Source organism: Blautia liquoris (genome assembly GCF_015159595.1).
GTDB classification, from domain to species: domain Bacteria; phylum Bacillota; class Clostridia; order Lachnospirales; family Lachnospiraceae; genus Novisyntrophococcus; species Novisyntrophococcus liquoris.
Genome location: NZ_CP063304.1, coordinates 3127894 through 3154721 on the forward strand (window position 1 = coordinate 3127894; position 26828 = coordinate 3154721).

Sequence of the window (26828 nt, forward strand, 5' to 3'; positions counted from 1 at the left end):
TTAAAGAAACTTATTATCGACTTATAAGAATATATCATGTTGCCGATGAAAAAAACAGACTTATTATTTTCTGAAATATATGATATGATTAAAATAGAAAGGAACAAAACAGTTTTTCGTAAAAAAATAAGAGAGAGCAGTTTGTGCTCTACTCTCTCTTATTTTTACTTTCCATGATCAATAGAATTGTCTTATTGATCTCAATATTCCAATCAGGTCATGTCCATCAGTATTGGCATGAAGATTCCACCCTGTACGCTTCGAGCAATAAATCCACACTGTTTTCCGCTCTTCGTGTCATACCAGTCTGAAAATGGAATTCGCGACTTGGTCTCTCTTTGATATTCTGCCACTGGTTCAATGAGTTGTTTTCTCTTCTCCGGATCATCCGTAATTGCCGCCGACCACAAAATCCAGTCACTCTTTGTATAGGCCTTTCTGTTGTCAAGTGGGACACCATACTTCTGGTTTTTCTTAAGATAATATTCTATCTCCATCTGATACAGCTGATCGGAAAAGAGACCGCTCTTGAAGAACTTATCCCAGATCGTATTATATTTTAAGCTCCAGCTGCCTTCACCGTCGAAGGTCAATCGATAATGATCTTTGTCAAATGCACGATCTTCCCAGCTTTTTGCCATAGTTTTTGCTTTTTCGTGATAGGTCTCATAATCTTTTTCGCTTCCTGCAAGTCTCAAGATCTGTGCATAAGCTTCGATCCCCACAATCGCCTTTGCAGAGAGATTGACATTATGTGAAAGGTGGCCTGCGAAATCATCCGTGCAGAGCTGCTCTCCCGGATCATCACCATAATCAATCAGATACTTCGCCCATTGCTTTAGACTATCCATATAGGGAAGGGCAAAATCCGCATTTTTATCCAGAAGGCAGGCGGCGGCTGTCATAATCAGCATATTCCCACACTCTTCCACCGGCATCTGGAAGTGATGCTCGTAGACGTCACACCCTTTCGGGAATTGATAATAAAAAGGAGGTATGTTTCCATTTTCACCGTCGTACTCATCTTTATGATCTTTCAGTCCATAGACCTGACCGGACGCATAAGGATAACGACCAACGTCATGCGGTGCGAAGTCAAATTCCCAAACCGGAAGCCGGCTGAACCGAAAGACCGGTCTGAGCATTCCTTTCACATATTCGGTATTATGAAGCAGATACAGAGGAACCGAAGGATAACTGACGTCCACGGTTCCAATACACCCATTCGAATCATTTTCCTTGGAAAGGAAGATGATTTCCCCGTTTTCATCTGTGATCAGCTTGTGTGCGGCGATACTCTGCCTATAGCTGAGATTGCACAGGTAAGCATAATCTTTTCCACCGGACTTCTTTGCCGTCTCTTCCAGCCACTGGTCAAATTGCCGTGCTTTCATTAAAACGATTTCTCTGTCCTCGAAGCTTGCCGCGATCGCATCAAGGATCGTTGCATATTTTTCTGTCCAATAAGCCTTCTTCCAGTTTCCAAAATAATAGATCGACAACAAATCGTCGTAAGCGATCACAAAAGATACCTTCTCCTTTTGATCGCAAATTACAGTGCTGCCCTTTAAGCGCTCCTCTTCACTGTCAAACACAATCTGTGTGTCTTCCGAATCGGAAGCGAGATACAGGGATCCCCAATCAATGGTGATGTTGTCTCCACTGTGACCGAGGGGAGTCTGATTTGCCTTACTCATAGAGGAGTAATGAAAACTGCCACCGGATGGAAGAGAAGCCTGATGGTTTCCACCGATTATCTTTCCCTTGGTATACCTGACAAGATCTGCTGTTATTTCCAGGTTTAAGCTTACTTCTAAGTCTCGTTTCTTTTCAATTACAAAATCCACATAGGTACATGGTCTTGACACCAAAAGTGGGTCGTCCAGCAAAATCGGAGAGGTAAACTGTGCGCTAAGCTTTACATCTTCGTTTTCAAAATAATAAATTGTAGATGTCGCCGTAAGCTCCATACCTGTCTGCGCAAGTACTTTATTGTCATCGTGGTTTCCCATAAAAAAATATGTTTCACTGTCCACTTTCAGACTCCCATACATTCTCTGCGGTATTCTGCTCCAATGCACAGTATCCGCGTCATAAAGATGATCTGATGGTGACCAGACCGAGAAATATGGATCGTGCGTAACCAATGGTACACTGGCTGTTTTCATTATTTTCATTTCTTTCCCCTTCCATTCACTTCTATAGTTTTTTCAACCTATGTGCAGCAATTATATTTCGTCATCCTCATTGTTCTCCATCTTTACACTCATGATAATACCTTGTGCAAAGTCTCCAAACTTTTCCCCAAATAAATTCATACCTCCGAGATTCTCAGTATCCGGCTTTACGCCAATTTTAAAACTAATATAATATCCATCCGCTATTTTAAGTGTATTCAATGTTTCATCTGAACTTTTTCTCAAATCATCAAAGCATCCTTTTTCATTGATGCGTATCGTCTGCAGTTCCCCATACTGCGTCATCGTATCACTCCACCAGTCAGGATTGAGATGACCTCTTCTGCCTCCAAAATCACCCCTGGAATATATGGTAGAGATCTCCTTTCCGTTAACCCATATCGTGATATCAGACGGCCAGTCATTTTGAAATCCCGGAGCTTCAGAGCATACTTCAAAGGAAAATGATATTTCATGTATCTTGCCTTTTTTTATCATGTAGTTAGGAAAACGATACTCCAGATTTCCCGATGCAAACCAGATTAGCTGAGCCTCATGACGATTCTCAGCATAAAACCCATAAGGTGAATCCTCAACTCCAAGGTAGGTGGTGTCACTTATGATCCCGCAATTTTCATTCACCTTGCAGTCATAATAATTTCCGATTCCCATGGGAAAATGATATTCTTTTATATTTTCATGATTGGCTTTATGTCGAAACGCATTAAAATAAATATCTTCAAATGCGATCCCGCAGACCTTCTGTGAACCTCTCACCCCTGGTTTTTCAGTAGCTGTAATCATACCTGCCTCTTCCAGCACTTTCACATGTAAGGCCGCAGAAGACAAAGGAATCTGGAAGGCATTCGCAATTTCACTTACATTCGCTGACTGATCAATCAGATATTCTAAAATATGAAGTCTCACATCAGATGATATCGCTTTTCCCACAAGTACAATCTGCTCTTTATTGTCCAATCCCAGATTAATTCTTTTCTTGTTGACTTTCATCCAGCACCACCTTTGTGATATGAGGGTCATGTTGTCCCCAAACCCTTTTATACAATCTATACATTCATGATAACATTTATTCTATATACGGTCAATATTAATTATATTTTTTATGTATTATTAAAATTGTATATTAATATCTAAGTTTCTGTCTATAATTTAAGCTATTTATACAAATTTTCAAAACATTTCATCTGTTTTCAAAATTAATAAGGATTATATTTTCATTTAAGATTCAGTATTAAACAGAGTGTATTGAATTTTTCCGACTTCAAAAGGAACTCTTTTGTTTTATTACAGTATTATTGTTACTTATAGAGCTGCTGCTGAAAAAAGCCATCACAACACTGTATTTTTTATTATGCAGTACTGCAATGGCTTTTCTATTTCTCTATTGCTCTGATATTATGAGGTTGGGGTCAAAAGTAATTTGACCCCTTATGATACACGGATTGTTACGCTCTTCGAGCTCTCACAATCCTACAAACATTCGAAATACACCCTAATCGGGTTGCTTTCTCATGTTTGTTCGGGTCCCAAGGTCATGCTTTTTCATGCAAGCATGAAACGCAGGACCTTTTGACCCTGGTATCATATTATGAGGTTGGGGTCAAAAGTAATTTGACCCCTATGATACACGGATTACTCCGCACTTTGTGCTCACGTATCTTCGCTCCGCCCCGGTCGGTGCTATATTATTAGTCCTGGAACGTTCCAACAAGGTATCTTCCTACTTTCAGCATAAATCTGGAAGCGTCACAGACAAGTTCGTCTGGAAACTGCCTGAGGAAAGAATCTGCTTCAAACGTAAACACCCCATCATAATCGATCTCTTTAAGCGCCCTCATAACTTTGTCCCACTCAATCTTTTGAGTAAACGGAAGAGTGTGCAAATCATGTATCAAATCATTGTCATGTACATGTAATGCGTGCAGGCGGTCATGTCCAAGTGCAAGAATCATATCAGTCGGTGTATTGTTTTCTCTCTTTTGCATCGCCGCATGGCCGATATCAAGGCATGCCATAAAATAGTCTGGATCAAGTGCATCGAGATATGAAACAAAATCATCCGGGCTGGAACAGGCTGCGGGTAATGCGGTGTCTGACTCCCTATCCCAATTAAACATATTTTCCAGGGCAATTTTCACATGGTACTTTTTCGCGAACGGAAGCAGATCATGATACAGTTTCATGTTTGTCTCCCAACAGCAGCGGGAATCACCGTCTCCTATGTCGTTCGGATAAATGGCCGGATGTATGATAACATTGGTTCCGCCCAGCATCCCGGTTACTTCGATCGCCCGAACCAGAAGAGGAAACATTCGTTGATTGAATGCATCATCCCCGGGAATATAACTCGGAAACGGTGCATGCGACTGATTACACACAATGCCCACTTCATCTGCCGTCTCCCGGAGTTCTTTTACATACTCCACATAACGTTCTCCGCCAATCGGGTGATTATTCTCCCCAATGTCAAACATCGAAAAATCATAACAGTCATACCCAATATCCGCAAGAATGCGAATTGTCTCTTTTTCTCCATAAATCTTTGCAATATGATCAGTTAGTGTTGAAATCTTCATAAATACCCTCCTTTTTTGCATGCTGCAAAACATCATAAGTTACCCCATTCGTGCATGGAACCTTCTTGAGTATATCATAAAAATCCGCATATCACAAAAGGAATGCGGATTTTTTTACTTAGAAACCCTGGGTATCAGATGATCATGCTAAGCCCGATTCTGTTTTTCAAAAGATCTATGGATATTACCTTTACTTCCACAATATCTCCAACGCTGACTACTTCAAGCGGATGTTTGATGTATCTCTTTGAGATCTGAGAGATATGCACCAGTCCGTCCTGGTGTACGCCGATATCCACAAAAGCCCCGAAATCTATGACGTTTCTGACGGTCCCTTTCAGGATCATCCCCTCCTTCAGATCTTTCATCTCTAATACATCAGTGCGAAGAATTGGTTTTGGCATCTCATCTCTGGGATCACGACCGGGTTTTTTCAGTTCATTTACAATATCTCTAAGTGTAATTTCGCCGATACCCAGATCCTTTGCCATCTTCTTATAGTCCGGTATGAAGTATAAAGCCGTTCCGTCCAGAATCTGTTCCGTCTGAAGGCCAAGTTTGTCAAACAGCTTTTCGACTGCCTCATAACTTTCCGGGTGTACGCTTGACGCATCCAGAGGATTCGTTCCATCATTAATTCTCATAAATCCCGCACACTGCTCATATGCCTTCGGTCCAAGTTTGCTAACCTTTAAAAGCTGCCTGCGGTTCGTAAATTTGCCATTCTTTTCGCGGTATTCTACGATGTTTTTTGCAACTGTTTTGCTGATTCCAGAAATATATTCCATCAGCGGAGCGGAAGCTGTATTCAAATCAACTCCGACTTTATTAACACAGTCCTCTACGACGCCGGTGAGGGCTTCTCCAAGCTTTTTCTGATTCATATCGTGCTGATACTGACCGACACCGATCGACTTCGGATCTATCTTTACCAGTTCTGCAAGAGGATCCTGCACACGTCTTGCAATAGATGCTGCACTTCTCTGCCCAACATCGAAATTTGGAAATTCCTCTGTTGCCAGTTTACTTGCGGAATAAACAGATGCACCCGCCTCGTTTGTAATCACATACTGTACAGGCTCTTTTATCTCTTTTAGCATATCTACAATCACCTGTTCCGACTCTCTGGAGGCTGTTCCGTTTCCGACAGAAATAAGTGTAATGTTATATTTTTTGATCATATTGATCACAGCCTCTTTTGCCGCACGGATCTTAGTCTCATTCGTCGGTGCAGTCGGATATACAACTTTTGTATCCAGCACTTTTCCAGTAGAATCCACAACAGCCAGTTTACAGCCCGTTCTAAATGCCGGATCCCATCCCAGAACAACATGTCCTTCGATCGGGGGCTGCATCAGCAGCTGCTCGAGATTCTTACCGAATACCTTAATCGCCCCGTCTTCCGCCTTTTCTGTCAGTTCACTTCGAACTTCACGCTCGATAGCAGGAGCAATCAGACGCGTGTAGGCATCTGCAATTGTGGTTTTCAGAACTGGCGTTGTGTTCGGATTATCATGTACAATCACTTTGTGCTCCAGAGATCGTAAGATATCATCTTCCGGGGCCATCACTTTGACCGTAAGGATTTTTTCTTTTTCGCCGCGGTTAAGTGCCAGAATACGATGTCCGGCAATCTTTGAAACCGCCTCTTCAAAGTTATAATACATCTCATATACCGATGAAGCATTTTCATCCTTAGCAGTCGAGACAATCATCCCCTGCTTCATGGTTGTTCTGCGAATTTTTGCCCTGTACTCAGCCTGATCGGAGATCTCTTCTGCTATAATATCACACGCTCCTGCAATTGCATCCTTTACAGAGGCAACACCATTTTCCTCTGACAGATAGCAAGCTGCCTCTTCTTCCAGAGATCTGTCTGTCATCTGAAGCATAATAATGGATGCCAGAGGCTGCAGGCCTTTTTCCTTTGCTATTGTTGCCCTGGTCCGTCTCTTAGGCTTATATGGACGGTATAAATCTTCAACCACAACCAGGGTCTGTGCCGACTGAATCTCTTTTTTCAGTTTTTCTGTCAGCTTTCCCTGTTCTTCAATACTTGAGAGTACTTGTTCTTTGCGATCTTCCAGATTTCTAAGATAAGTTAGTCTGTCATAAAGATTACGGAGAATCTCATCATTCAAAGACCCCGTAGCCTCTTTCCTGTATCTTGAAATAAACGGGATGGTATTCCCCTCATCGATCAGTTTAACAGCAGCTTCAACCTGCTGTTCTCTCACATCCAGTTCATCTGCGAGTATCTTATTCATATCCATAAAAAGCAGTACTCCTTTAAGCTATCTAATGTCTTTTAAAAATGAAGTGTATCCTTTATAGGCTTCATACACATCAGCCTTGCTGGTAATCTCAAATGGCGCATGCATATTCAGAACAGCCACACCACTGTCAACAACTTCCATTCCATATTCAGCCAATATATAAGCAATGGTTCCACCGCCCCCGACATCTACTTTTCCAAGTTCTGCAGTCTGGAACATCACCTTGTCATCATTTAACACTTTACGTATTTTTGCCAGATATTCCGCATTTGCATCGTTAGATCCACCTTTTCCACGGGAACCTGTGTATTTGTTGAATACCAGTCCTTTCCCAAAATATGCGGCATTTCTCTTTTCAAATGCAGATGCATAATTCGGGTCGAAGGCAGCACTCACATCAGATGAAAGCATACAGCAGTTTTTCAAAGCCCTGCGGAGTGCCAGCTCGGAATACTCACCTGTAAGGTTCATAATTTCAGCGATCGTGTTCTCGAAGAACCTAGATTTCATTCCCGTTGCACCGACGCTTCCGATCTCTTCTTTGTCGACCAGCAGACAGATTCCCGTTCTCTTGAGATTCTCTGCTTCAAGAATTGCGAGAAGGGATGTATAGGCACAAACTCTGTCATCCTGTCCATAGCCCAGGATCATGCTTCTGTCAAAGCCACAATCTCTGGCCTTACCCGCGGGGACAACTTCGATTTCAGCGGAAATGAAGTCCTCCTCTTCGATTTGATAATTTTCCTTTAAGATTTTTAATATGTTTTGCTTTACAGCATCTTTTTCTTCGCCTTTAAGCGGCTGACTCCCGATGAGAACATCCAACGCTTCCCCTTCGATCACATCTTTTGCCTTTTTCTCCATCTGTTCGCCTGCAAGATGGATCAGAAGGTCTGTGATGCAAAAGACCGGATCATCCTCTTTTTCGCCAATGGATATCTGAACCTTTGTACCGTCTCTTTTCACTACCACGCCATGGAGAGCAAGTGGAAGGGCAACCCACTGATACTTCTTTACCCCGCCGTAATAATGGGTGTCAAGGAGAACCATTTCGGTATCTTCGTAGAGCGGATTCTGCTTAATATCCAGTCTGGGGGAGTCAATATGCGCTCCCAGAATATTCATGCCATCTTCGATCGGATCCTGTCCGATTACGGCAAATAACATTGATTTTCCCATAAATTGTGCATAAATTTTGTCGCCTGGTTTCAGAGCTTCTTTATTCTTTATCTTATCGTCAAGATTTTTAAAGCCCTTTTTCTCAGCTTCCTCAATTGCAAGGGTTACGCATTCACGTTCTGTTTTTGCATTAGAAATATAGTTTTTATATTCCTCCGCCAACACATTTACTTTCACTTTCTGAGCTTCATCATAAGTATTCCATGCATTATTATCACTCATTTTACTCATTTGTTTTACCTCCCATTCTAATCAAGAAAATCTTTATTCCCATATCTTGTTGTTCATTCTTCTAAGCTGCCCGGATAGACTCTAGGTACACGCTGTCCTATATTGCATAACATCTCATAGTTGAATCTGGAAGATGGGTCCGCTATCTCTTCAATGGGTATGATTTTATCCCCATCCATTCCCACTAAAGTTACAACGTCTTCCACCTGAACATCTGAAATTTCGGTGACGTCAACCATCATCTGATCCATGCATATGCGGCCAAGTATCGGTGCATATTGTCCGTGAATCAGTACTCTTCCAATGGATGAAAGAGCCCGGGGATATCCATCAGCGTATCCGACAGATATCGTCGCAATCTTCGTCATCGGTTTATCCGTGACATAAGTTGCGCCATAGCTTACTCCCACACCTTTTGGAACATCTTTTACATGAATTACATGGGCTTTCCACTGTAAGGCAGGTTTCAAATCCAGTTGACTCTTCTGTACTTCTTCTGATGGGTAAATGCCATATGTCACAATTCCACAACGTACCATATCGTACCGATAATCTTTGAATTCCATAATCCCGGCTGAATTGCAGATATGTTTCAGAGGAATCTGAACACCTCTTTTTTCAAGCATATCCAGCATCTTCCTGTACTTTTGTGCCTGAATCAGACTGTAGCTTTTATCCATCTCATCCGCACGGGAAAAATGTGTGTACAAACCTTCCAGATTAATCTCAGAAAGGAGACTTACCGCTCGGATCTCATCGGCATCTTCTTCGGTCACCTGAAATCCTATCCTTGTCATCCCGGTGTCCACTGCAACATGTACTCTGGCTTTTCTCCCCTGTCTTTTTGCTTCCTCATTCAGCTTTCTTGCAGTATCCATACTGTAAATCGTCTGTGCAATATCATATGTTACAAGTTCAGGATATTGACTGGGAGAGGTATATCCCAAAATCAAAATCGGATGTCGGATGCCGCCTTCCCGAAGCGAAACCGCCTCATCAATCGTCGCAACTCCAAAGTAATCTGCCTGGTCTTCCATGAAGCGAGCAACTTTTACAGCTCCATGTCCATAGGCATCCGCTTTTATCACAATCAGCAGCTTTGTCTCGGGAGATATCTGTTTCCTGACTTCACGGATATTATGTCCAATAGCCGAAAGGGAAACTTCTGCATAGCATCTGAGATAATTATTCATGACTTCTTGCCTTCGTTTTTTTCTGCGTATTTCTGATCCCTAGGTTCCAGGATCGACGAATAAATATTTTTTACTGTTTTCACAACAACATGTGTCCGTGTATCCTTGACGCCACTCTGACTCATAATCCAGTTATAAATATCTTCAAGTTCCTGTGAATCCCGGTAAGTAATCTTCAAAATCAGATCAAAATCACCCGTTAAGTAGTAACACGATACGATATTACTGACATCCTGAACAGCCGCTGCGAATGCATCAAAATATTTCGGATGCTCAAGGCTTACTTCCATCAGCATTGTCATCGCACCACCGGTCTTCTTTTCATCTACAACAATCGTATAATTCTTTATCAGACCCGTTTCTTCCATCTTGCGAATTCGCTCAATTACCGCGGAAACTGACAGGTGAATCTGTTTGCTGATATTGGATGCAGTTTCTCTTGCATTTTTCTGCAGGATCTTTAAAATTTTATAGTCTGTTCCATCCATTCGTTTTTGTCCTCCAACAAATACTCCACTAACTTTATATCCCTTTACTAGTATAACAAAAATTTTACGAAAGTCTAGTTTTACAGATGAAATACTTCATATTCTCTCGTTGTCACGGACTTGTTTTCTGCCCTGCATTCCAGTCAGCGCCGCCCCGACTGCACCTGCATATCTGCAAAGAGGATCGGACTTTACTTCACAGCCTAAGATCTCACTTAGAATTGTTTTTAGACCCTCCATCTCTGAAAGTCCTCCTGTCAAAAGTACTGGAGATTCTACACCAATCTTGTCGGCAAGAACCGCCGCTTTTACGGCAACAGATCGGACTACCCCGCCTGCAACCTCTTCCCTGCTTTTACCGGCAGCCAGCAAAGATACAATCTCCGAGTCGGCAAATACAGCACACATGCTGCTAAGAGAACAACTTTTCCCCGCTTTCAGACATTGCGCAAATTCTTCCATATCTAATCCCATTCTGTGAGCAGACATTTCTAAAAAGCGTCCCGTTCCGGCCGCACACTTGTCATTCATCCGAAAGTCAAGTACCTTTCCGTTCTGTACGGAAATCACTTTTGAATCCTGACCGCCAATATCAATTACTGTTCGAACACCAGGCAGAATATATTGTGCACCTTGCGCATGACATGTAATTTCTGTAACTTTTTGGTCAGCAAAAGGAATCGAAACCCTTCCATATCCCGTCGCAGTCACTTTTACATCGCCGCTTTGGAGCCCTGCCTTGCCGATGAGTTCTTCGAAGATTTCCCGCGCACTCGTCTGCGGGCTCCAGCCAGTGGGCCGAATGTATTGCCCGAGGATCCCATATTCGTTCATCAGAACACCTTTGCACGTGGCTGATCCGCAGTCAATTCCCGCATATTCTTTCATCACAACATCTCCACAAAGGCCCCCGCACGCGTGGCGAGCTGTCCGATATCTGCAGTGCCATAATCCGTCTCCAACTGCAGATAAGGTATCCCTTTTTCATGTAAATGGCGGCGAATAGAATATGCTTCGACCGCATACGTATGGCATGCCTGCAGCGTCATTTCAACGACACCATCCACTGAAAACTGCTGGCAGAGACGATCCAAAAGTTCCATTCGATTCGGATTCGGAGTCATAACCGAACATCCAATCTGAATGTAGTGATCAGCTATATTTGTAATCGGGTCTCCGTCCTCCTTACACTGGCGGTCCATCTGCTTCGCACCTGTGCAGTTTTCATATGCCACAACCACAGCCCCTGCATCTTCGATGACCTTTACAACCTTTTCTGTGACACCGCCCATCGGACATCCGGTCACCAGAATTCTGGGCGCATCCTCAGACACCGTACGTTCTCCATTCTCATACGCTGTTCGAACACTGTCAATCGCATGTTGTATTTCTGCGACCTTATCCTCCCAGTTAAACTTAAACTGTGAACCAAAAAGCACCTGAAGTTGTCTTTGTCCCGTCATAGGCGGAGGTGTCATCGTACTCAGTTCATAGAATTCTTTTAAAAGTCTGCGTTCCATATTTCTCTTATGAATTGCTTCCCGCAGTTTTTCATCTGTGATTTCTATGTCAAAATCCTTTTCGACTCGTTCCTTCAGACGGACAATTTCAGCACGCCAGAGTGCCTTCGCCTCAGGGGTATCCTGTTTATGAGGCAGCTCCAGAATATGTACATTTTTCGTCTCGCCCAGCAGCTCATACATCTTTTTCTTCCCGTCACAAGTCGTCTCGCCGACAATCAGATCCGAAAAATACATGTAAGGACATTTATCGGTAATCGCAAATCCATAGCTGGACTTAATCAGCGGGCAAAGGTTTGCGGGAAGTACTTTCTCCGCCTCCTTGATTGTCTCATCACTGGTTGAGCATAACCCAACCGTGACCAGATCTGCTGCCATAAATATCTCCTGCGGTGTATACGTGCAAAACTGACCGACAACACCTTTTCCGCTGTCTTTAAGCTCTTTCATAGCAAGAAATCCCTGCTGCCTTGCATCGGCAAAACTGTCAAATACCTCAGGAAGCTCTGTTTTCACCTTAATCATAATTCTAATCCTCCGTGTTTACTTTGTCTATGCTTATAAAAGTATAACGATTTCATCAGAAAAATGCAAGCACGCAAAGAAACGGCGCCGCGGAAGTTTTCACAAACTTCCGTGACGCCTTTAGGGGAGGATAAGTATTCAAGTCATCATTCGTACAAGTATCAGTCAAAAACAAATGCTAAAAGGTGTTTGTCTTCTTCTGATAGTAAGAGTATACCCTTCTGGATTTTTATTATACACCAAATAATAAAAAATTTATATCAGATGCAGCAACAGCAGTTAAGTGCTGCATTGCATGCCAGACACTGACAGCACCAACTGCCCCAGTTGTTGTCCTGCCTGTCATATCCATAATCCTGCCCCATATTGGTATACCATTCTCCGCCTCCCTGCAGCTGCTGCAAGAGCTGGCGGTACTGAAAATTGTCCGGTTCCAGATTGACAGCCTGCTGCGCATCCTGGACCGCATTTATGTTATTGCCAAGACCATAATTCGCCATGGCATGCAGATAATACCAGTATGCTGTTCGGCCGGAGATATTATTCAGTACATTCATAGCCTCACTGAACATCCGGTTATTGATATAATTGGCAGCGGCGCGCATCTGCACATCCTCTTCACTGTTTCCATAAGTATGTCGATCCTGCTGCTGCCCATACCCGCCGAAACCACCAAAACCACCGAATCCGCCGTATCCGCCGTAACTTTGACTCTGACCTTGGGTCTGACCTTGATATCCCGATGTTTTGCCATCTTTTTCATCCATAATCTGCTTATAAGCCTGCTGAACCTGCTTGAACATCTCTTCCGCCTGATCTTTATTCGGGTTATTGATATTTGCATCCGGATGATACTTTCGGCTTAATTTTCTATATGCTTTTTTTATTTCATCCGTGCTGGCATCCCTCGAGACACCAAGCACCTTATATGGATCTTCCATCTATATCTATTTCTCCTCATGCCCACCGCTCTGTGACATATCCTTATCCTTAGAAGTAGTAAGCGTATCATATTTTGTCCAGATTCCAATATACAATATATTTCGTAAAATGTCTACATTTTCTATAATAGGAAGACGTTCAAACGCTTTGGATGCGGATGCCGCCATCATCTTGAGAATTTCTTCAACTGTATTTTGAAAATCTGATGTATCTTCTATAAATTTCAGTGGATTATAATTTCCACTTTTTTTATCTTTTTCCAGATCTTCAAAAGCATCCATCAGATAAATAAATTTACCAATATAGAATCCAAGCTCCCTCAGATCCTCACTCCAAATATCATCACCTGTAACATAAAGTTCTCCGAGTACCTCGCCGGTCAGTCCCGATGCAAGATCCAGATCCTGTGAATTATCTTTTTCACATTCGTGAATTTTTTTCAGATAATCCAAAACTGCTCTTGTCTGTCTGGGATATTTCTCTGTAATATTTCGAACGGATTTCTCGAGCAGCTTGGCTGCGGCATAACTCGCCTTCTTGTTCTCGTCTTCCCAGTCATCCATCAGATTATAATATGCCAATAAAACATTCATGTCCGCCGCATACGAAGTATATTCATTGCGAAGACATGGATGTTTTTTAACAGGATGAACAGCGCAGAAACGTTTCTGTCTGTCTGTTTTTCTTTCATACAAAGAAGTGAGCAATATCGCCAGAAATGTCATATCATAAGTGAGTGTCAGCCGTCCGGACTGCCCATAGGACTCTTTTAGCTCCTGGCATACCCCACAGTAGAATGCCTGATATTTCTGATAGTCTTTCAGTTTCAGTTCTTCTTTGTTAATCATAACGTAACCGAACATTCGGATGCACCCTCCTTATGTACGCTTTATGAACTCGTGACTGCACTTGGGGCATCGGATAGATATCGTGCCTTTTCCCTTGGGGACACGAATTTTCTGATGACAGTTCGGACACCTGAAATAGCTGTGTTCCTTATCCTTTGCCTGTTTTGCACCACCTTTGAAAAAGCCCAGAAATTTATCCTTCCATTCGAGGAATTTATCATTTTCTGCATAGCGATTGGCATGATTTTTTGACAGCATACGCACATAAGTTGTGATAATTAGTATTAATGCAATCAAAAAGAACCAGTTGTTACGTGACAAAGCAGAAATCAGCAGGAAAGCCAAAGATGCATACATCGTAAATCTTCCCAGTTGATCCATTCCGTAACGTCCCATCATAAATTGTTGTAGTTTGTCTCTAAAATTATTCATTGAACTCCTACTCCTTTTCTGTTTCACAATGCTGATACATAATCGTTAATAGAACTGTATTCCTTTTGGACAGGAAATGCAATTGATTTCACATTAAATTTTTCTAAATTTATTCTGAACCAGCCGTCATAAGAAGCCGCTCCAGTGCAGCACTTGTGTCAGGATAAGTAGTAAAACGAAGTGCCTGAAGTCCGGCATTTTTTGCCCCGTCCACGTTGTCCTGCCTGTCATCGACAAACACGGCATGTGCAGGGTTGATGTGATAAGTTCGAATCAAATCCTCGTAAATCTCCCGATCTGGTTTTATCTTATTGCATTGAAAGGAGAACAGGGACCCGTCCACGAGGGGAAGAAAATCCAGTTCTTTCTGTGTCTGTTCAAAGATCCGTTTCGAATAGTTCGATAAAATATAGACTTTTATGCCGCGTTTTTTTAATGACCGTATCCAGTCTTTCGCATAATCAAAGGCCGTAATTGTCCCTCCTGGATTCTGGTATAAAAGCCGCAGTTCCGCTTCATATTCGGGGGCATTTTTTACAAATTCTTTCGTCAGTTCTTCTGGTGTAAGGATTCCTCTGTCAGCTTCCTGCCACACAGGGCTTAAAAACATTGCATTCGCCAGAACTTCCTTCTTTTTTTCATCGTATCCGAAACTGTCCAGATATTTTTTCCAGTTATAATCAACCAGAACATTTCCCACATCAAAGATGACGGAATCCAGTCTTTCTCCATAGATTTCCCTATTCTTCTCTTTCAGCTGACGGTATACCAATACCATGACATAGATCAGCACAGGAATTGCAATCGTGCAGTACAGGCAAATCTTAAACATCATATAAGCAAATGGGCTGTCTATAAGCGCAAACACTAATGTTGCAAGATACAATCCAAGTAAAAGCGAGGCCGCAAGAAGCGCCAGGAATCTTTTTTTATTTTTCATATTTATCCTCCAGGGTTTAACTGCCATCAATCATTTCCAGTATAGGCAGACTTTTGAACTTCTTATCGATCACTCTGTGAAGATACTGGTCCATCAGATGCTCCAGTTCTGTAAGCACCTCAGGTTTCAAAGTGAACGTGTAAAGTTTATCGATTGGAGCGGACACCACATAGCGGCAGGCATAACGTGCCTGAGGGCTCATATCCTGTGCCTCCGGCGTATAGTCACCATTAATCGTAAGTATCTTAATCTCAAATACTCTTCGCACCAGATGATTAGAAAATCTATGGCTCAGCAAGGCCTTGAGCGATACGTATAGCAGGTTTAGCATCATCGTTTCATCGATACCCTCCTGTCCATAATAATCCGCAAACTCCAGAAAATAGAATCCATAATATACCCCTGGCTGTTCATTAGCCAGTTCCATAAAATAGTCTCTTACATCCGCGCTTACAAGAGTAAAGGAACTTCTCCCTTCGTATACAGTAAATATTCCAAATACGAAGGGATTTGTCGCTGCCATCAACGTGCTGTTTGACTTACGCACACCCCTGGCAAACATAGAAATTTTTCCACGCTCTCTGGTGAGCAAAACAACTCTTTTATCATACTCCCCGATTGGCATAACGGACAGGATCATCCCTGTTACTTGAATAGGTTCACTCATATTTTATCACCGGAGATTTCCATCATATCTCTTTTTTATCGTATCCATAGTTTTTAATCAAAAAATCACTGTCTCTCCAGTCTTTCTTTACTTTAACCCAGAGTTTCAGATTTACTTTCTCATCAAGAAGGTGTTCGATCTCATAGCGGGCATTGCTTCCGATTTTTTTCAGCATCGCTCCCTTTTTCCCTATGATAATACCCTTGTGAGAATCTCTTTCGCAGACAATTGTCGCTTCGATATCCGTAAGTTTGCCATTCGGCCGCTCTTTCATGCTCTCGATGGAGACTGCAATCCCATGGGGAATCTCTTCATCCAGGGCATGAAGTGCTTTCTCTCTGATAATCTCTGACACAATCTGACGCATCGGCTGATCCGTAATGGTATCCTCATCGTAGAATCTTGGCCCATAAGGCAGATACTTGAAAATAGAATCTATAATTACATCTGTATTCTCTCCTCGCAGGGCAGAAGCCGGAATAATTTCGTCAAAATCGTAGATTTTCCGATAGGCATCGATAAAAGCCAGTACCTCTTCTTTTTTCACCGTGTCCACCTTATTGATTACCAGAATCACCGGTATCTGATTTTCTTTTAGTTCCTCAGCGATATGACGTTCCCCCGCACCTATGAAGGTCGATGGCTCCACAAGCCACAGAATCAGATCTACCTCCTGTAGGGTGTGTTCGGCCACATTGACCATATATTCTCCCAGCTTATTCTTCGCTTTATGGATCCCAGGAGTATCCAAAAACACAATCTGCCCGCGCTCACAGGTATAGACTGTCCGTATCTTGGTTCTGGTTGTCTGCGGCTTCTTGGATGTAATAGCGATCTTCTGGCCAATCAGATGATTCATAAGAGTCGACTTTCCAACATTTGGTCTTCCTATAATTGCCACAAACCCCGATTTATCTTTTTCATTCAAAGTTTCTTTACCTCTTTAAAATATTCTCTGTCTTCTTCTATTTTGGCGGATGTCCCAATTACACAGATATTATTCTGTGCGATCACCGCATCCACGATTTTTGAAAGTTTTCTGATATCCTCGCATCCGGCATCCAGTATCTCCTCACGTTCCTTTTGGAAATCATCTTCTGTCAGTCCCCCAAAGTATGCGTTTAAAGACAGTTCACCTTTGGCCGAAGGATTCATCGGTGTATCGAGTGCACTGATTGTACCTATGATATATTTTGTCATATCCCTTTCAGGGCAGCTGAATTTCTCAAGATAATCTTTTATTCCACGATATACTTTCAGGGTTTTCTCCAGATGAGGATCCCGATAAGAGACAACGTACGATTCACCATTCCTCTTAAAACCGCTCATACATCCATAAGCACCTCCCTTTACGCGCAGATTTGCCCACAGATAATCATAATCCAGAATCATCTTGAGGATCCTCAAAGCCCCGGTATATTCATAGCCTGCCTCTTTAAAGTTACCACATGAAGCGACATACTGAACTTGTCCAGATGTTATGAATGCTTCATTCTTCTGCTCAAGGCGATAATTGATACATCCCTTTGCCAGCTGATCATGGCACAAGTATTCTTTTACTGCGGCAACCCTTTCCTTTGTCCCTTCAAATGCCTTCCCATCGCAGGTTATGCTGACAAAAAGATTTTCCGGACGAAAAATATAGCGCATCAAAGTCTGCAGCTTTGTCACAAGATCTGATTTCATCTCATCGAAGTTCTTGTCCAACCTCTCGACCAGTTCATAGAAAGCAATTCCTCCTACCTGTTCCTGAAAATATGCCGACGGCGAGAAATAAGAACTGGCTCTTAAAACTGCACTCGAATGCCCCGCTCCGGGAATCGATTGCTGAAGATTTGCTTTCATACTTCCCAGTATTTCGCGGAGTCTCTTCTCATCATCAATCTTAGATGTTGTGAGAATCTCTTTTATCATGTCAAATGCAAAATTCACTTTGTCATTCAGGCATTTCATCCGAACCCCAAACATCCGCGTACAGCCCAGGTTAAATTTGGGCTGCTGAAAGACCTGAGTACTGCAGTAGATTCCGCCTGTATTCGCATTGATTTCATTGAACAGTTCGGAATAGCTATAATTTCTTGTGCTTACATATCCAAGAACTGACTTTAAGATTCCCATATAAGGGATTAATTCATCTGGCACATTCTTAGTATCAAACAGAAGTGCCGCATAGGTGATTCCATTCGTACATATCTTGTGATGCAAAATTGTGGTATCTTCCTGCCTGTGCTGTTCATTGTAGAGTCGAACAGATTTCCGGTCGATGTCTGTCCGTTTCAAAAGAGGTATCCGCTGCTTGTTCTCTTCGCTGTCAGCGCTCTCCTGATATTCGTTTAAACTCTTCGTGTCCTGTACAAGCTTCGCAATCTCTGCATCCTTCAATCCGGCCTTATATTTTGCAAGCTTTTCCTTTGTCTTTTTATCTTCCTCATCAGCAAGACCCTTTTGGGGTACTAACGTAATTACCGAAGAATGCGGGTTTGAAATCAGATATTTTCGAATCAGATTTTCAAAATATCCGCTGTAGGCGTCTTTTTTCAGTTCATCAAATACATCCAATTGTTTCAGATGCAAAAATGGCTTCGTATCATCATAAAGCCAACTGTCAAAGACCGTAATTCCATACATCAGTCCCTTTGGAAATGACGCGTAATCTGCCTCACGGAAACGGAATTCGAGATAATTGATTCCAGCAAGAATTGCTTTTTTATCAACACCTTGATCTGCGATGCCCTGCAAGGTATCGTGAATAACCTGAAGGAAGCGCTCTTTGTCGGAGACATTGGCATTCCTTGCCGTAATCTCAAAATACGGCTGTAAAATTCCATCCGAATAAGAACCGTCGACATCCTTTCCGATCTGCGCATCCAAAAGAGCCTGCTTTACCGGTGCACCAGGTGCATCCAGCAGTGCATATTCCAATACGGCAAATGCAATATTGAGTTTCAAGTCTAGTTCATCGCCTACAACCATACTCTCGGACAGATACGTATTGTTCTTGTCATCCTCCTGATCCAGAATCGGATAAGAGGCACAGATCTCTCTTCTCTTATCAAATGGCTTCTGGTAAGCAATCTTTGAATCAACAGAGATCGCTTCAAAATCGCTTAAATATTCCTTATCCAGCCATTCAAGTTTCTCCTTCATGTTCATATTTCCATAGAGATAGATGTAGCTGTTTGAAGGGTGATAGTATTTTCTGTGAAAATCCAGAAATTCTTCGTAGTCAAGAGACGGAATCACCTTTGGATCACCGCCAGATTCCACACCATATGCAGTATCCGGAAACAATGAATTCAATATTTGTCTTCCCAGAACTTCTTCTGCAGAAGAAAAAGCTCCCTTCATCTCATTATAGACAACTCCGTTATAGGTAACCGGATCTGCCTCCTTTTCCAAATGATAATGCCATCCTTCCTGCTTGAAGATATTTTCATTCTTATAGATATTCGGGTAGAAGACAGCGTCGAGATAGACATCCATTAAATTTTGAAAATCTGTGTCATTGCAGCTTGCTACCGGAAACATTGTCTTGTCCGGATAGGTCATCGCATTGAGAAATGTGTTTAGGCTCCCTTTTACAAGTTCTACAAAAGGATCCTTTAAGGGGAATTTTCTGGAACCGCAAAGTACGGTATGCTCGATAATATGAGCCACTCCAGTCGAGTTAGCCGGCGGTGTCCGAAACGCAATATTAAAGACTTTATTCTCGTCATCATTCGAAAGCAGCATAACCCTGGCACCACTCTTTTTATGCCTGTAAAGATACCCCATAGCATGAATATCCTTTATTTCTTCTTTCTGCAGCAATTCATATGCTTCAGTCATAGCAAAACCTCCTTCTTAATTTTCCGGAATGAGATCCTGAAAATTATCTGTTATCATATTAATCTGATCTTTTGAAAGAGGAAGATTAAACCCAGATGGATTTAGCACAAATCCCTTTGAATCTTCGATCAGATAAGATGAAAGCTGCGCAAGTGTCAGGGGCGCAAGTTTCATCTTCAATGCCTTTTGTTTATAATGTTTCTGAAATTCCGCAAAATCACTGAATATCGGCTGGAGTATATTCTCATCCTTGTCTTTTACAAAAGGAATACGGATCTTTTCCTTTGAATCTCCTTCTTTCTTTTCCACTTCCAAACCCATGATAAATCTCGATTTGGCGATATCTCTGATCATTTCCTCTTCCATGTCGTGCAGCTGCACTTGATCATGCTGTACCGGGCGTCTCAGCTCCTGTATAAAATAAAGTGCCGAAAGCTGAAGAGAAGGATTCATCACAGGTATCTTCTCCTTCAACAAGTTCTCGAAATCCGGCTGCCTGATCAGATCCTGCAGCTGAATCCTTGTGATCGAATCTCCGTCATGGAACATGACAGCATTGACACCGATTGAATAAAGGGAATTTAAAAAGGATTTCTTTTGCTCCACTGGCACTTTCACACCTGCAAGAAGAATCTTATCCTCAAGGAAAGATTTTGCAAATTCCTGTATCTTTGTGGCATCTGCAAATACATGAATCTGATCATCGAAAGTTTCCTCATCGCACTCTACGAATGGCATCCTTGTGAACTGAGAAAAAGCAACCAGCATCTCTTCTAGTCTTTGCAGTTTCTTAATCATAAATGTATTATCTATGGACATATTTTCCCCCCGCATATCTGATTTTTTTCGAATCAATATATTTTTATTTTCAAAACTGATTCTTTAAGTATACCATAAAAGCAAATTATGGTAAACCTTATCATATGATACAGGATTACTTTCCAGAGCAAAAAAGATCTGTCATTTTTGACAGATCTTTTTTGCTTCATACTATTATCCGATTAATCCTCTCCGTAAAGAGTAACCAGTTTCTGCAGATATTCATATCTCTCTTTTGCATCCTGTGCGGACTGAGTAAAGAGTCTCTCAGCCTTTTCAGGGTTCGCACGTTTCAGAGAATTGTAACGCACTTCTCCGTTTAAGAAGTCTTCATAACTTTCTGTAGGCGCTTTACTGTCGAGGATGAATGCAGCTTTTCCTTCTTCTTTCAAAGCAGGATTGAACCTGTAGTTATTCCAGTAACCAGCTTTCACTGCTTTTTCCTCTTCCATCTGTGATTTGCCCATTCCCATCTTAATACCATGATTGATACATGGAGAATAAGCGATGATCAGTGATGGTCCCGGATATGCCTCAGCCTCTGTAAGAGCCTTAACGGTCTGGTTGAAATCAGCTCCCATAGCGATGTGTGCTACATATACATAACCATAGCTCATAGCCATGCCGCCGAGGTCTTTCTTCTTTGTCTCCTTACCGCCTGCAGCGAACTGTGCAACAGCTCCTGTCGGTGTAGACTTCGATGACTGACCGCCTGTATTAGAATAAACTTCCGTATCAAATACCATAATGTTGATATCCTGTCCACTTGCGAGAACATGATCAACACCGCCGTATCCAATATCGTAAGCCCATCCGTCACCGCCAAAGATCCACTGAGATTTTTTAGCAAGGAAATCCTTATTGTCAAGGATGTCTTTGCGTACATCGCAGTCACAATCGCAGCCCTCTAAGGCTTTTACAAGTTTATCTGTGGCATCACCGTTCGTTGCGCCAACATCGAATGTATCCAGATATTCTTTGGATGCAGCTTTCACTTCATCAGAAACCTTTTCACCATTCATGACAGACTCGACCTTCTCTTTCAGTCCGGCCCTGATCGCATTCTGAGCAAGCAACATACCATATCCAAACTCTGCGTTATCCTCAAACAATGAATTCGACCATGCCGGTCCATGTCCCTGTGCATTCGTTGTATAGGGGGTTGAAGGTGAAGAGTTGCCCCAGATAGAAGTACATCCTGTTGCATTGGCAATATACATTCTGTCACCAAACAGCTGGGTGATCAATCGTGCGTATGGTGTCTCACCACAGCCCGCACATGCTCCTGAGAACTCAAGCAGCGGTTTTCTGAACTGACTCCCCTTTACAGTATTTGCCTTGAACTTCTCAAGGACGTCCTCTTTCAGAGGAAGATCGATCGCATAATCAGAGTATTTTGCACAATCTTCGTTCTCTTCAAAGCTCTCCATAGTAAGTGCTTTCACACCTTTCTTGCCAGGGCATGTGTTCGCACAGGAACCACAACCTGTACAGTCAAGTGCAGATACAGTGATTGCGAATTTGTATTCTTTCATACCGATCATCGGCAGTGTCTGCATACCTTCCGGTGCAGCCTCTGCCTCTTCATCTGTCAGTGCAAACGGACGGATGACTGCATGCGGACATACATATGCACATCGGTTACACTGGATACAGTTTTCCGGATGCCATACAGGAATATTAACAGCGATTCCACGTTTCTCATAAGCAGAAGAGCCTGATGGCGTGGATCCGTCTGCATAATCCATGAATGCAGATACCGGCAGATCATTACCCTGCTGAGCACTAATTCTGGACTGAACATTGTTTACGAAATCTACAACATCTTTTCTGCCCTTATCGGCATGTGTCAGATGAATTCCATCTTCCTTGTCAGCATTCTTCCAGCTTTCAGGAACCTTGACTTCTACCACCTGTTTTGCACCTTCGTCAATAGCCGCCCAGTTCTTCTGAACAATATCATCACCCTTACGTCCGTAAGTCGCCTTTGCAGCAGCTTTCATCAGTTCGATTGCCTTATCTTCAGGAATGATATCAGCCAGTTTGAAGAACGCAGACTGAAGGATTGTATTGATACGAGTCGGTCCCATGCCTACCTCAATACCAATCTTAACACCATCAATTACGTAGAACTTAATATTGTGATTTGCAATATAGGACTTCATAGACCCGGGAAGATGCTCTTCCAGGCCTTCGGCATCCCATGGACAGTTCAAAAGGAATGTACCGCCATCTACCAGTTCCTGAACCATATTGTACTTGTCAACATAGGAAGGATTATGGCATGCCACAAAGTTCGCTTTGTGAATCAGGTACGTTGACTGAATTGGTTTCTTTCCGAAACGCAGATGAGACATCGTGATACCGCCCGACTTCTTTGAATCATAGTCAAAATAAGCCTGCGCATACATATCCGTATTATCGCCAATGATCTTAATGGAGTTCTTATTCGCACCTACGGTACCATCCGAACCAAGTCCCCAGAACTTGCAGTTGATTGTACCTTCCGGTGTAGTTACAAGACCTTCCTCTACGTCGAGAGACAGATGTGTCACATCATCTACAATACCAATTGTAAATCTCTTCTTCTCATGATTACCAAAAACAGCTACAATCTGTGCAGGAGTAGTGTCTTTTGATCCCAGACCATACCGTCCTGTGAATATCGGGATCTGATCGAATTTTGTTTCTTTCAATGCAGCAACAACATCAAGATATAAAGGCTCACCGATTGATCCTGGTTCTTTTGTTCTGTCAAGAACAGAAATCTGTTTAACGGAATCCGGAATGGCGTTAACCAGTGCTTCTGCAACAAATGGTCTGTACAGGCGAACCTTTACAACGCCAACCTTTTCTCCTGCCTTCATCAGATGGTCGATGGTCTCGTCAATGGTCTCACATACCGAACCCATAGCAATAATTACATGCTCAGCATCCGGTGCGCCATAGTAATTGAAGAGTTTATAGTCTGTTCCAATCTTTTCATTTACTTTGTCCATGTATTCCTGCACGATCTCAGGAAGTGCATCATAAGCAGAATTACATGCTTCTCTTGCCTGGAAGAATACATCCGGGTTCTGGGAAGATCCGCGCTGGTCCGGATGATTCGGGTTCAAAGCGTTACGACGGAATTGACTGATTGCATCTTTGTCGGCCATGTCTTCAAGATCTTCGTAATCCCAGGTCTCAATCTTCTGAATCTCATGAGAAGTACGGAATCCATCGAAGAAATTGATAAAAGGAACACTTCCTTTGATTGCCGCACCATGTGCGACCGGTGTCAGATCCATAACTTCCTGAACACTGGATTCACAGAGCATGGCACATCCGGTCTGACGACATGCATATACATCCGAGTGATCGCCAAAAATTGATAATGCATGGCTTGCAACGGCGCGTGCCGACACATCAAAAACAGCCGGAAGTCCTTCGCCGGCGATCTTGTACAGGTTTGGAATCATAAGCAGCAGCCCCTGAGAAGCTGTGTAAGTAGTTGTCAGTGCACCTGCCGATAGTGCTCCGTGTACTGCACCTGCAGCGCCTGCTTCAGACTGCATCTCAGTCACGCGAACTTCCTGTCCGAACATGTTTTTTCTGCCCTGGGTGGCCCATTCATCTGTAGCTTCAGCCATAACAGATGATGGAGTAATCGGATAAATTGCCGCTACGTCAGAATAAGCATATGAGACGTGTGCTGCAGCATGATTACCATCCATGGTCTTCATCTTTCTTGCCATATATGAAATCCTCCTTGTATAATTGAATCTTATTAACAGTACTTGAAACTGTCACCTGACAGTATTTTTATTATAGCATTCCTTAGACAGTGTGTCTATAATCCTGAGCCTATGTTTCAGGAAAAATACATAAATCACATGAAAATTATCATTTCGAAGACTGTGCCTTGATTTTTTCGTCAAGATCAGTCAGATAAATCCATCTTTCTGTCTTCTCTTCCAATTCTTTCTCAAGCTTTTCCTTTTTTTCTGATAGTTCATTCAGCTTTACAAAATCGGTTGCTGCATTTTGGATCTGGTCTTCTGTTTTTGTAATATGCTCTTCCAATGATGATATTTCTGTGTCAATCGTCTCAAATTCTCTCTGTTCCTTAAATGTGAACTTGAGTTTCTGGTTATGTCTTGGTTTTTCCGTACTTTTCTTCCTTATCGATGTCTCTTCAGATTCGGACAGGCTTTTGCCCACAGAACGCTCATCCTGCTGCCGTCTGTCTGCATTCGCGATCAGATAATCACTATAGCCGCCCTCATACTGGCGAATCTTTCCCTCTTCCTCAAAAGCAAGAATTCGCTGCACCACGCGGTCCAGAAAATATCTATCGTGAGAAACAACAATCACAATCCCATCAAAATTATCCAGATAATCCTCGAGCACATTCAGCGTTGGAATATCCAGATCATTGGTCGGTTCATCCAAAATCAAAACATTGGGGGCATCCATAAGGATGCGTAAAAGGTACAGCCTTCGCTTTTCGCCGCCGGATAGCTTTTCAATCCTTGTCCACTGCATTGTGCTGTCGAACAGAAATCGTTCCATCATGGCCGACGCTGTAATTTTACCCTCTTTTGTCTGAATATATTCAGCGCCCTCCCGAACATATTCGATCGCCTTCAAATCATCATTCATAGGAGCATATTCCTGAGCGAAATATCCAATCTTCACCGTCGCACCGACCGTTACCAATCCATGATCTGGTTCAATATCCCCGTGAATGATCTTTAAAAGCGTGGTTTTTCCGCATCCATTGGGTCCTGTAATTCCAACTCTTTCGTCCTTCAAAAAAATATGGCTGTAATCAGTAAACAACAGTTTACCACCATATGACTTCGCAAGATGCTCCGCCTCAATCGTCGTATTTCCTAGCCTTGAACTCACAGACGAAAGAGTAAGTTTTTCATCCAGAACAGGAGTCTTGACGTTCTGCATGTCCTCAATTCTTTGGATATGCGCTTTTTGTTTCGTAGATCTCGCACGTGCCCCCCTGGCCAGCCACTTTAATTCTGTCGTCAAGATACTCTGTCGTTTTCTCTCAGATGCCTGTTCGATATCCAGGCGCTGAGCCTTTTGCTCGAGATATTTTGAATAACTTCCCGGATAACTATAGAGTGATCCCCGATCCACCTCCACGATTCGCGTCGCCACACGATCCAGAAAATATCTGTCGTGGGTCACCATGATGAGTGTTCCACGGTATCCGATCAGCCTGTCCTCAAGCCACTGAGACATCTGATCATCCAGATGGTTCGTCGGCTCATCAAGAATGAGGATATCGACAGGATTTAAAAGAGTCTCAACGAGTACAGCTCTCTTCCTTTGCCCACCTGACAGCTCACTTAATTTCTGATTAAATTCTGTAAATCCCAGAGCTGCAAGCATGGCCTTTGCCTCGCTCTCTTTTGTGAATTCCTCGGGGGTTTTCGGATTCCTCTTTGAAACAAGGCCAAGTAATGTCTCGTCTTTCTCAAATACCGGAGTCTGAGAAAGGTATCCGATCCTGATATTTTTACCCTTAGTAATTTCACCATCATCTGGCTGTTCAATGCCCGCAATCAGCTTTAAAAGAGTTGACTTTCCCATCCCGTTGATACCGATCACGCCAACCTTTTCACCTTCCTGGAGGCCGAAACCGATATCGTCGAGCAAAATTCGATCACTGAAAGATTTTGTGATGTGCTCCATCGAAAGTATATTTACCTGCAAAGCTTCGTGACCACCTGATTAATTACTTTTCCGTCGGCTTTCCCCTTCATGTCAGACATAACTTTCTTCATGATCTTACCTTTATCTTTCGTTGCAATCACATCCGCAAATCTGTCTTTCATATATCTCTCAACTTCCTCTTCGCTCATCTGTTTTGGAGCATACTCACTGATTACATCGCAGCGAAACTGATACTCAGCCTTTAAATCCGCCCTGGAATCCGGGCAGGTGTCAAGTTGTTCTTTTGCTGTTTTCAGTTCCTTCAAAATAACACGGTTAACGAGCTCCTCGGAAATATTGTCTCTGTTTCCTTCATCAATTGCTGCCTTTTTCACGGCAGATACCAGAGAAGAAATCGCTTCTTTTCTTGGCTTGTCTTTAGCTTTCATTGCTTTGATCATTTCAGCCCTTAACTCTTCAAACTCCATATCTAAACCTCCAAACCAAC

General features: G+C 42.6%; 20 protein-coding genes. All 20 read right to left on the reverse strand.

What is annotated here, in order from left to right:
- Positions 1 to 212: 212 nt before the first annotated feature.
- The gene (locus tag INP51_RS14205; protein WP_193735437.1) at positions 213 to 2177 is read right to left on the reverse strand and encodes a glutaminase domain-containing protein; all 1965 of its coding nucleotides are present in this window, start codon (positions 2175 to 2177) and stop codon (positions 213 to 215) included.
- Between the two features lie 51 nt (positions 2178 to 2228).
- Positions 2229 to 3188, reverse strand: coding sequence for an ArsR/SmtB family transcription factor (locus INP51_RS14210; protein WP_193735438.1), 960 nt, complete (start codon positions 3186 to 3188; stop codon positions 2229 to 2231).
- Positions 3189 to 3886: 698 nt separating this feature from the next.
- Positions 3887 to 4774: a sugar phosphate isomerase/epimerase family protein gene (locus INP51_RS14215; RefSeq protein ID WP_193735439.1), complete on the reverse strand. Its 888-nt coding sequence runs from the start codon at positions 4772 to 4774 to the stop codon at positions 3887 to 3889.
- Positions 4775 to 4908: 134 nt separating this feature from the next.
- Positions 4909 to 7047 (reverse strand): Tex family protein, encoded by a 2139-nt coding sequence (locus INP51_RS14220; RefSeq protein ID WP_193735440.1) that lies wholly within the window; start codon positions 7045 to 7047, stop codon positions 4909 to 4911.
- 21 nt (positions 7048 to 7068) lie between these two features.
- Complete coding sequence (locus INP51_RS14225) at positions 7069 to 8451, reverse strand: aminopeptidase (protein ID WP_193737390.1); 1383 nt, start codon at positions 8449 to 8451, stop codon at positions 7069 to 7071.
- Between the two features lie 62 nt (positions 8452 to 8513).
- On the reverse strand, positions 8514 to 9653 hold the full coding sequence (alr, locus tag INP51_RS14230; RefSeq protein WP_193735441.1) for an alanine racemase: 1140 nt from the start codon (positions 9651 to 9653) through the stop codon (positions 8514 to 8516).
- A complete protein-coding gene (locus INP51_RS14235; RefSeq protein WP_193735442.1) occupies positions 9650 to 10141 on the reverse strand; it encodes an Lrp/AsnC family transcriptional regulator in 492 nt (163 codons plus the stop codon). The genes alr and INP51_RS14235 overlap by 4 nt, the downstream gene beginning before the upstream one ends.
- A gap of 96 nt (positions 10142 to 10237) precedes the next feature.
- Positions 10238 to 11029, reverse strand: coding sequence for an acyl-CoA dehydratase activase (locus INP51_RS14240; RefSeq protein ID WP_193735443.1), 792 nt, complete (start codon positions 11027 to 11029; stop codon positions 10238 to 10240).
- Positions 11029 to 12183, reverse strand: a complete 1155-nt coding sequence (locus INP51_RS14245) for a double-cubane-cluster-containing anaerobic reductase (protein WP_230406955.1) — start codon at positions 12181 to 12183, stop codon at positions 11029 to 11031. Before INP51_RS14245 ends, INP51_RS14240 begins: the two co-directional genes overlap by 1 nt.
- Before the next feature lie 263 nt (positions 12184 to 12446).
- Positions 12447 to 13127: a J domain-containing protein gene (locus INP51_RS14250; RefSeq protein ID WP_193735445.1), complete on the reverse strand. Its 681-nt coding sequence runs from the start codon at positions 13125 to 13127 to the stop codon at positions 12447 to 12449.
- A 6-nt stretch (positions 13128 to 13133) separates the two neighbouring features.
- Complete coding sequence (locus tag INP51_RS14255; RefSeq protein ID WP_193735446.1) at positions 13134 to 13991, reverse strand: DUF5685 family protein; 858 nt, start codon at positions 13989 to 13991, stop codon at positions 13134 to 13136.
- Between the two features lie 15 nt (positions 13992 to 14006).
- Entirely contained in the window at positions 14007 to 14408 is a 402-nt protein-coding gene (locus INP51_RS14260; protein ID WP_193735447.1) for a zinc ribbon domain-containing protein, read from the reverse strand.
- Positions 14409 to 14517: 109 nt separating this feature from the next.
- Positions 14518 to 15348: an HAD family hydrolase gene (locus tag INP51_RS14265; RefSeq protein ID WP_193735448.1), complete on the reverse strand. Its 831-nt coding sequence runs from the start codon at positions 15346 to 15348 to the stop codon at positions 14518 to 14520.
- 16 nt (positions 15349 to 15364) lie between these two features.
- Positions 15365 to 16015, reverse strand: coding sequence for a DNA repair protein RecO (gene recO / locus INP51_RS14270; protein WP_193735449.1), 651 nt, complete (start codon positions 16013 to 16015; stop codon positions 15365 to 15367).
- A 22-nt stretch (positions 16016 to 16037) separates the two neighbouring features.
- Positions 16038 to 16943, reverse strand: a complete 906-nt coding sequence (era, locus tag INP51_RS14275; RefSeq protein ID WP_193735450.1) for a GTPase Era — start codon at positions 16941 to 16943, stop codon at positions 16038 to 16040.
- Positions 16940 to 19843 (reverse strand): insulinase family protein, encoded by a 2904-nt coding sequence (locus INP51_RS14280; RefSeq protein ID WP_193735451.1) that lies wholly within the window; start codon positions 19841 to 19843, stop codon positions 16940 to 16942. The genes era and INP51_RS14280 overlap by 4 nt, the downstream gene beginning before the upstream one ends.
- 15 nt (positions 19844 to 19858) lie before the next feature.
- Positions 19859 to 20641: an SseB family protein gene (locus INP51_RS14285; protein WP_193735452.1), complete on the reverse strand. Its 783-nt coding sequence runs from the start codon at positions 20639 to 20641 to the stop codon at positions 19859 to 19861.
- Between the two features lie 203 nt (positions 20642 to 20844).
- Positions 20845 to 24399: a pyruvate:ferredoxin (flavodoxin) oxidoreductase gene (nifJ, locus tag INP51_RS14290; protein WP_193735453.1), complete on the reverse strand. Its 3555-nt coding sequence runs from the start codon at positions 24397 to 24399 to the stop codon at positions 20845 to 20847.
- Between the two features lie 148 nt (positions 24400 to 24547).
- Complete coding sequence (locus INP51_RS14295; RefSeq protein WP_329602310.1) at positions 24548 to 26380, reverse strand: ABC-F family ATP-binding cassette domain-containing protein; 1833 nt, start codon at positions 26378 to 26380, stop codon at positions 24548 to 24550.
- A complete protein-coding gene (locus INP51_RS14300; protein ID WP_193735454.1) occupies positions 26371 to 26808 on the reverse strand; it encodes a GatB/YqeY domain-containing protein in 438 nt (145 codons plus the stop codon). Before INP51_RS14300 ends, INP51_RS14295 begins: the two co-directional genes overlap by 10 nt.
- Positions 26809 to 26828: the final 20 nt, after the last annotated feature.

What these genes read in the sequence shown, in the direction of transcription:
- INP51_RS14205 (WP_193735437.1), bottom strand. Translation starts at nt 2,177, where the DNA reads ATGAAAATAATGAAAACAGCCAGTGTACCATTGGTTACGCACGATCCA.
- INP51_RS14210 (WP_193735438.1), bottom strand. Translation starts at nt 3,188, where the DNA reads ATGAAAGTCAACAAGAAAAGAATTAATCTGGGATTGGACAATAAAGAG.
- INP51_RS14215 (WP_193735439.1), bottom strand. Translation starts at nt 4,774, where the DNA reads ATGAAGATTTCAACACTAACTGATCATATTGCAAAGATTTATGGAGAA.
- INP51_RS14220 (WP_193735440.1), bottom strand. Translation starts at nt 7,047, where the DNA reads ATGGATATGAATAAGATACTCGCAGATGAACTGGATGTGAGAGAACAG.
- INP51_RS14225 (WP_193737390.1), bottom strand. Translation starts at nt 8,451, where the DNA reads ATGAGTGATAATAATGCATGGAATACTTATGATGAAGCTCAGAAAGTG.
- alr (WP_193735441.1), bottom strand. Translation starts at nt 9,653, where the DNA reads ATGAATAATTATCTCAGATGCTATGCAGAAGTTTCCCTTTCGGCTATT.
- INP51_RS14235 (WP_193735442.1), bottom strand. Translation starts at nt 10,141, where the DNA reads ATGGATGGAACAGACTATAAAATTTTAAAGATCCTGCAGAAAAATGCA.
- INP51_RS14240 (WP_193735443.1), bottom strand. Translation starts at nt 11,029, where the DNA reads ATGAAAGAATATGCGGGAATTGACTGCGGATCAGCCACGTGCAAAGGT.
- INP51_RS14250 (WP_193735445.1), bottom strand. Translation starts at nt 13,127, where the DNA reads ATGGAAGATCCATATAAGGTGCTTGGTGTCTCGAGGGATGCCAGCACG.
- INP51_RS14255 (WP_193735446.1), bottom strand. Translation starts at nt 13,991, where the DNA reads ATGTTCGGTTACGTTATGATTAACAAAGAAGAACTGAAACTGAAAGAC.
- INP51_RS14260 (WP_193735447.1), bottom strand. Translation starts at nt 14,408, where the DNA reads ATGAATAATTTTAGAGACAAACTACAACAATTTATGATGGGACGTTAC.
- INP51_RS14265 (WP_193735448.1), bottom strand. Translation starts at nt 15,348, where the DNA reads ATGAAAAATAAAAAAAGATTCCTGGCGCTTCTTGCGGCCTCGCTTTTA.
- recO (WP_193735449.1), bottom strand. Translation starts at nt 16,015, where the DNA reads ATGAGTGAACCTATTCAAGTAACAGGGATGATCCTGTCCGTTATGCCA.
- INP51_RS14280 (WP_193735451.1), bottom strand. Translation starts at nt 19,843, where the DNA reads ATGACTGAAGCATATGAATTGCTGCAGAAAGAAGAAATAAAGGATATT.
- INP51_RS14285 (WP_193735452.1), bottom strand. Translation starts at nt 20,641, where the DNA reads ATGATTAAGAAACTGCAAAGACTAGAAGAGATGCTGGTTGCTTTTTCT.
- nifJ (WP_193735453.1), bottom strand. Translation starts at nt 24,399, where the DNA reads ATGGCAAGAAAGATGAAGACCATGGATGGTAATCATGCTGCAGCACAC.
- INP51_RS14300 (WP_193735454.1), bottom strand. Translation starts at nt 26,808, where the DNA reads ATGGAGTTTGAAGAGTTAAGGGCTGAAATGATCAAAGCAATGAAAGCT.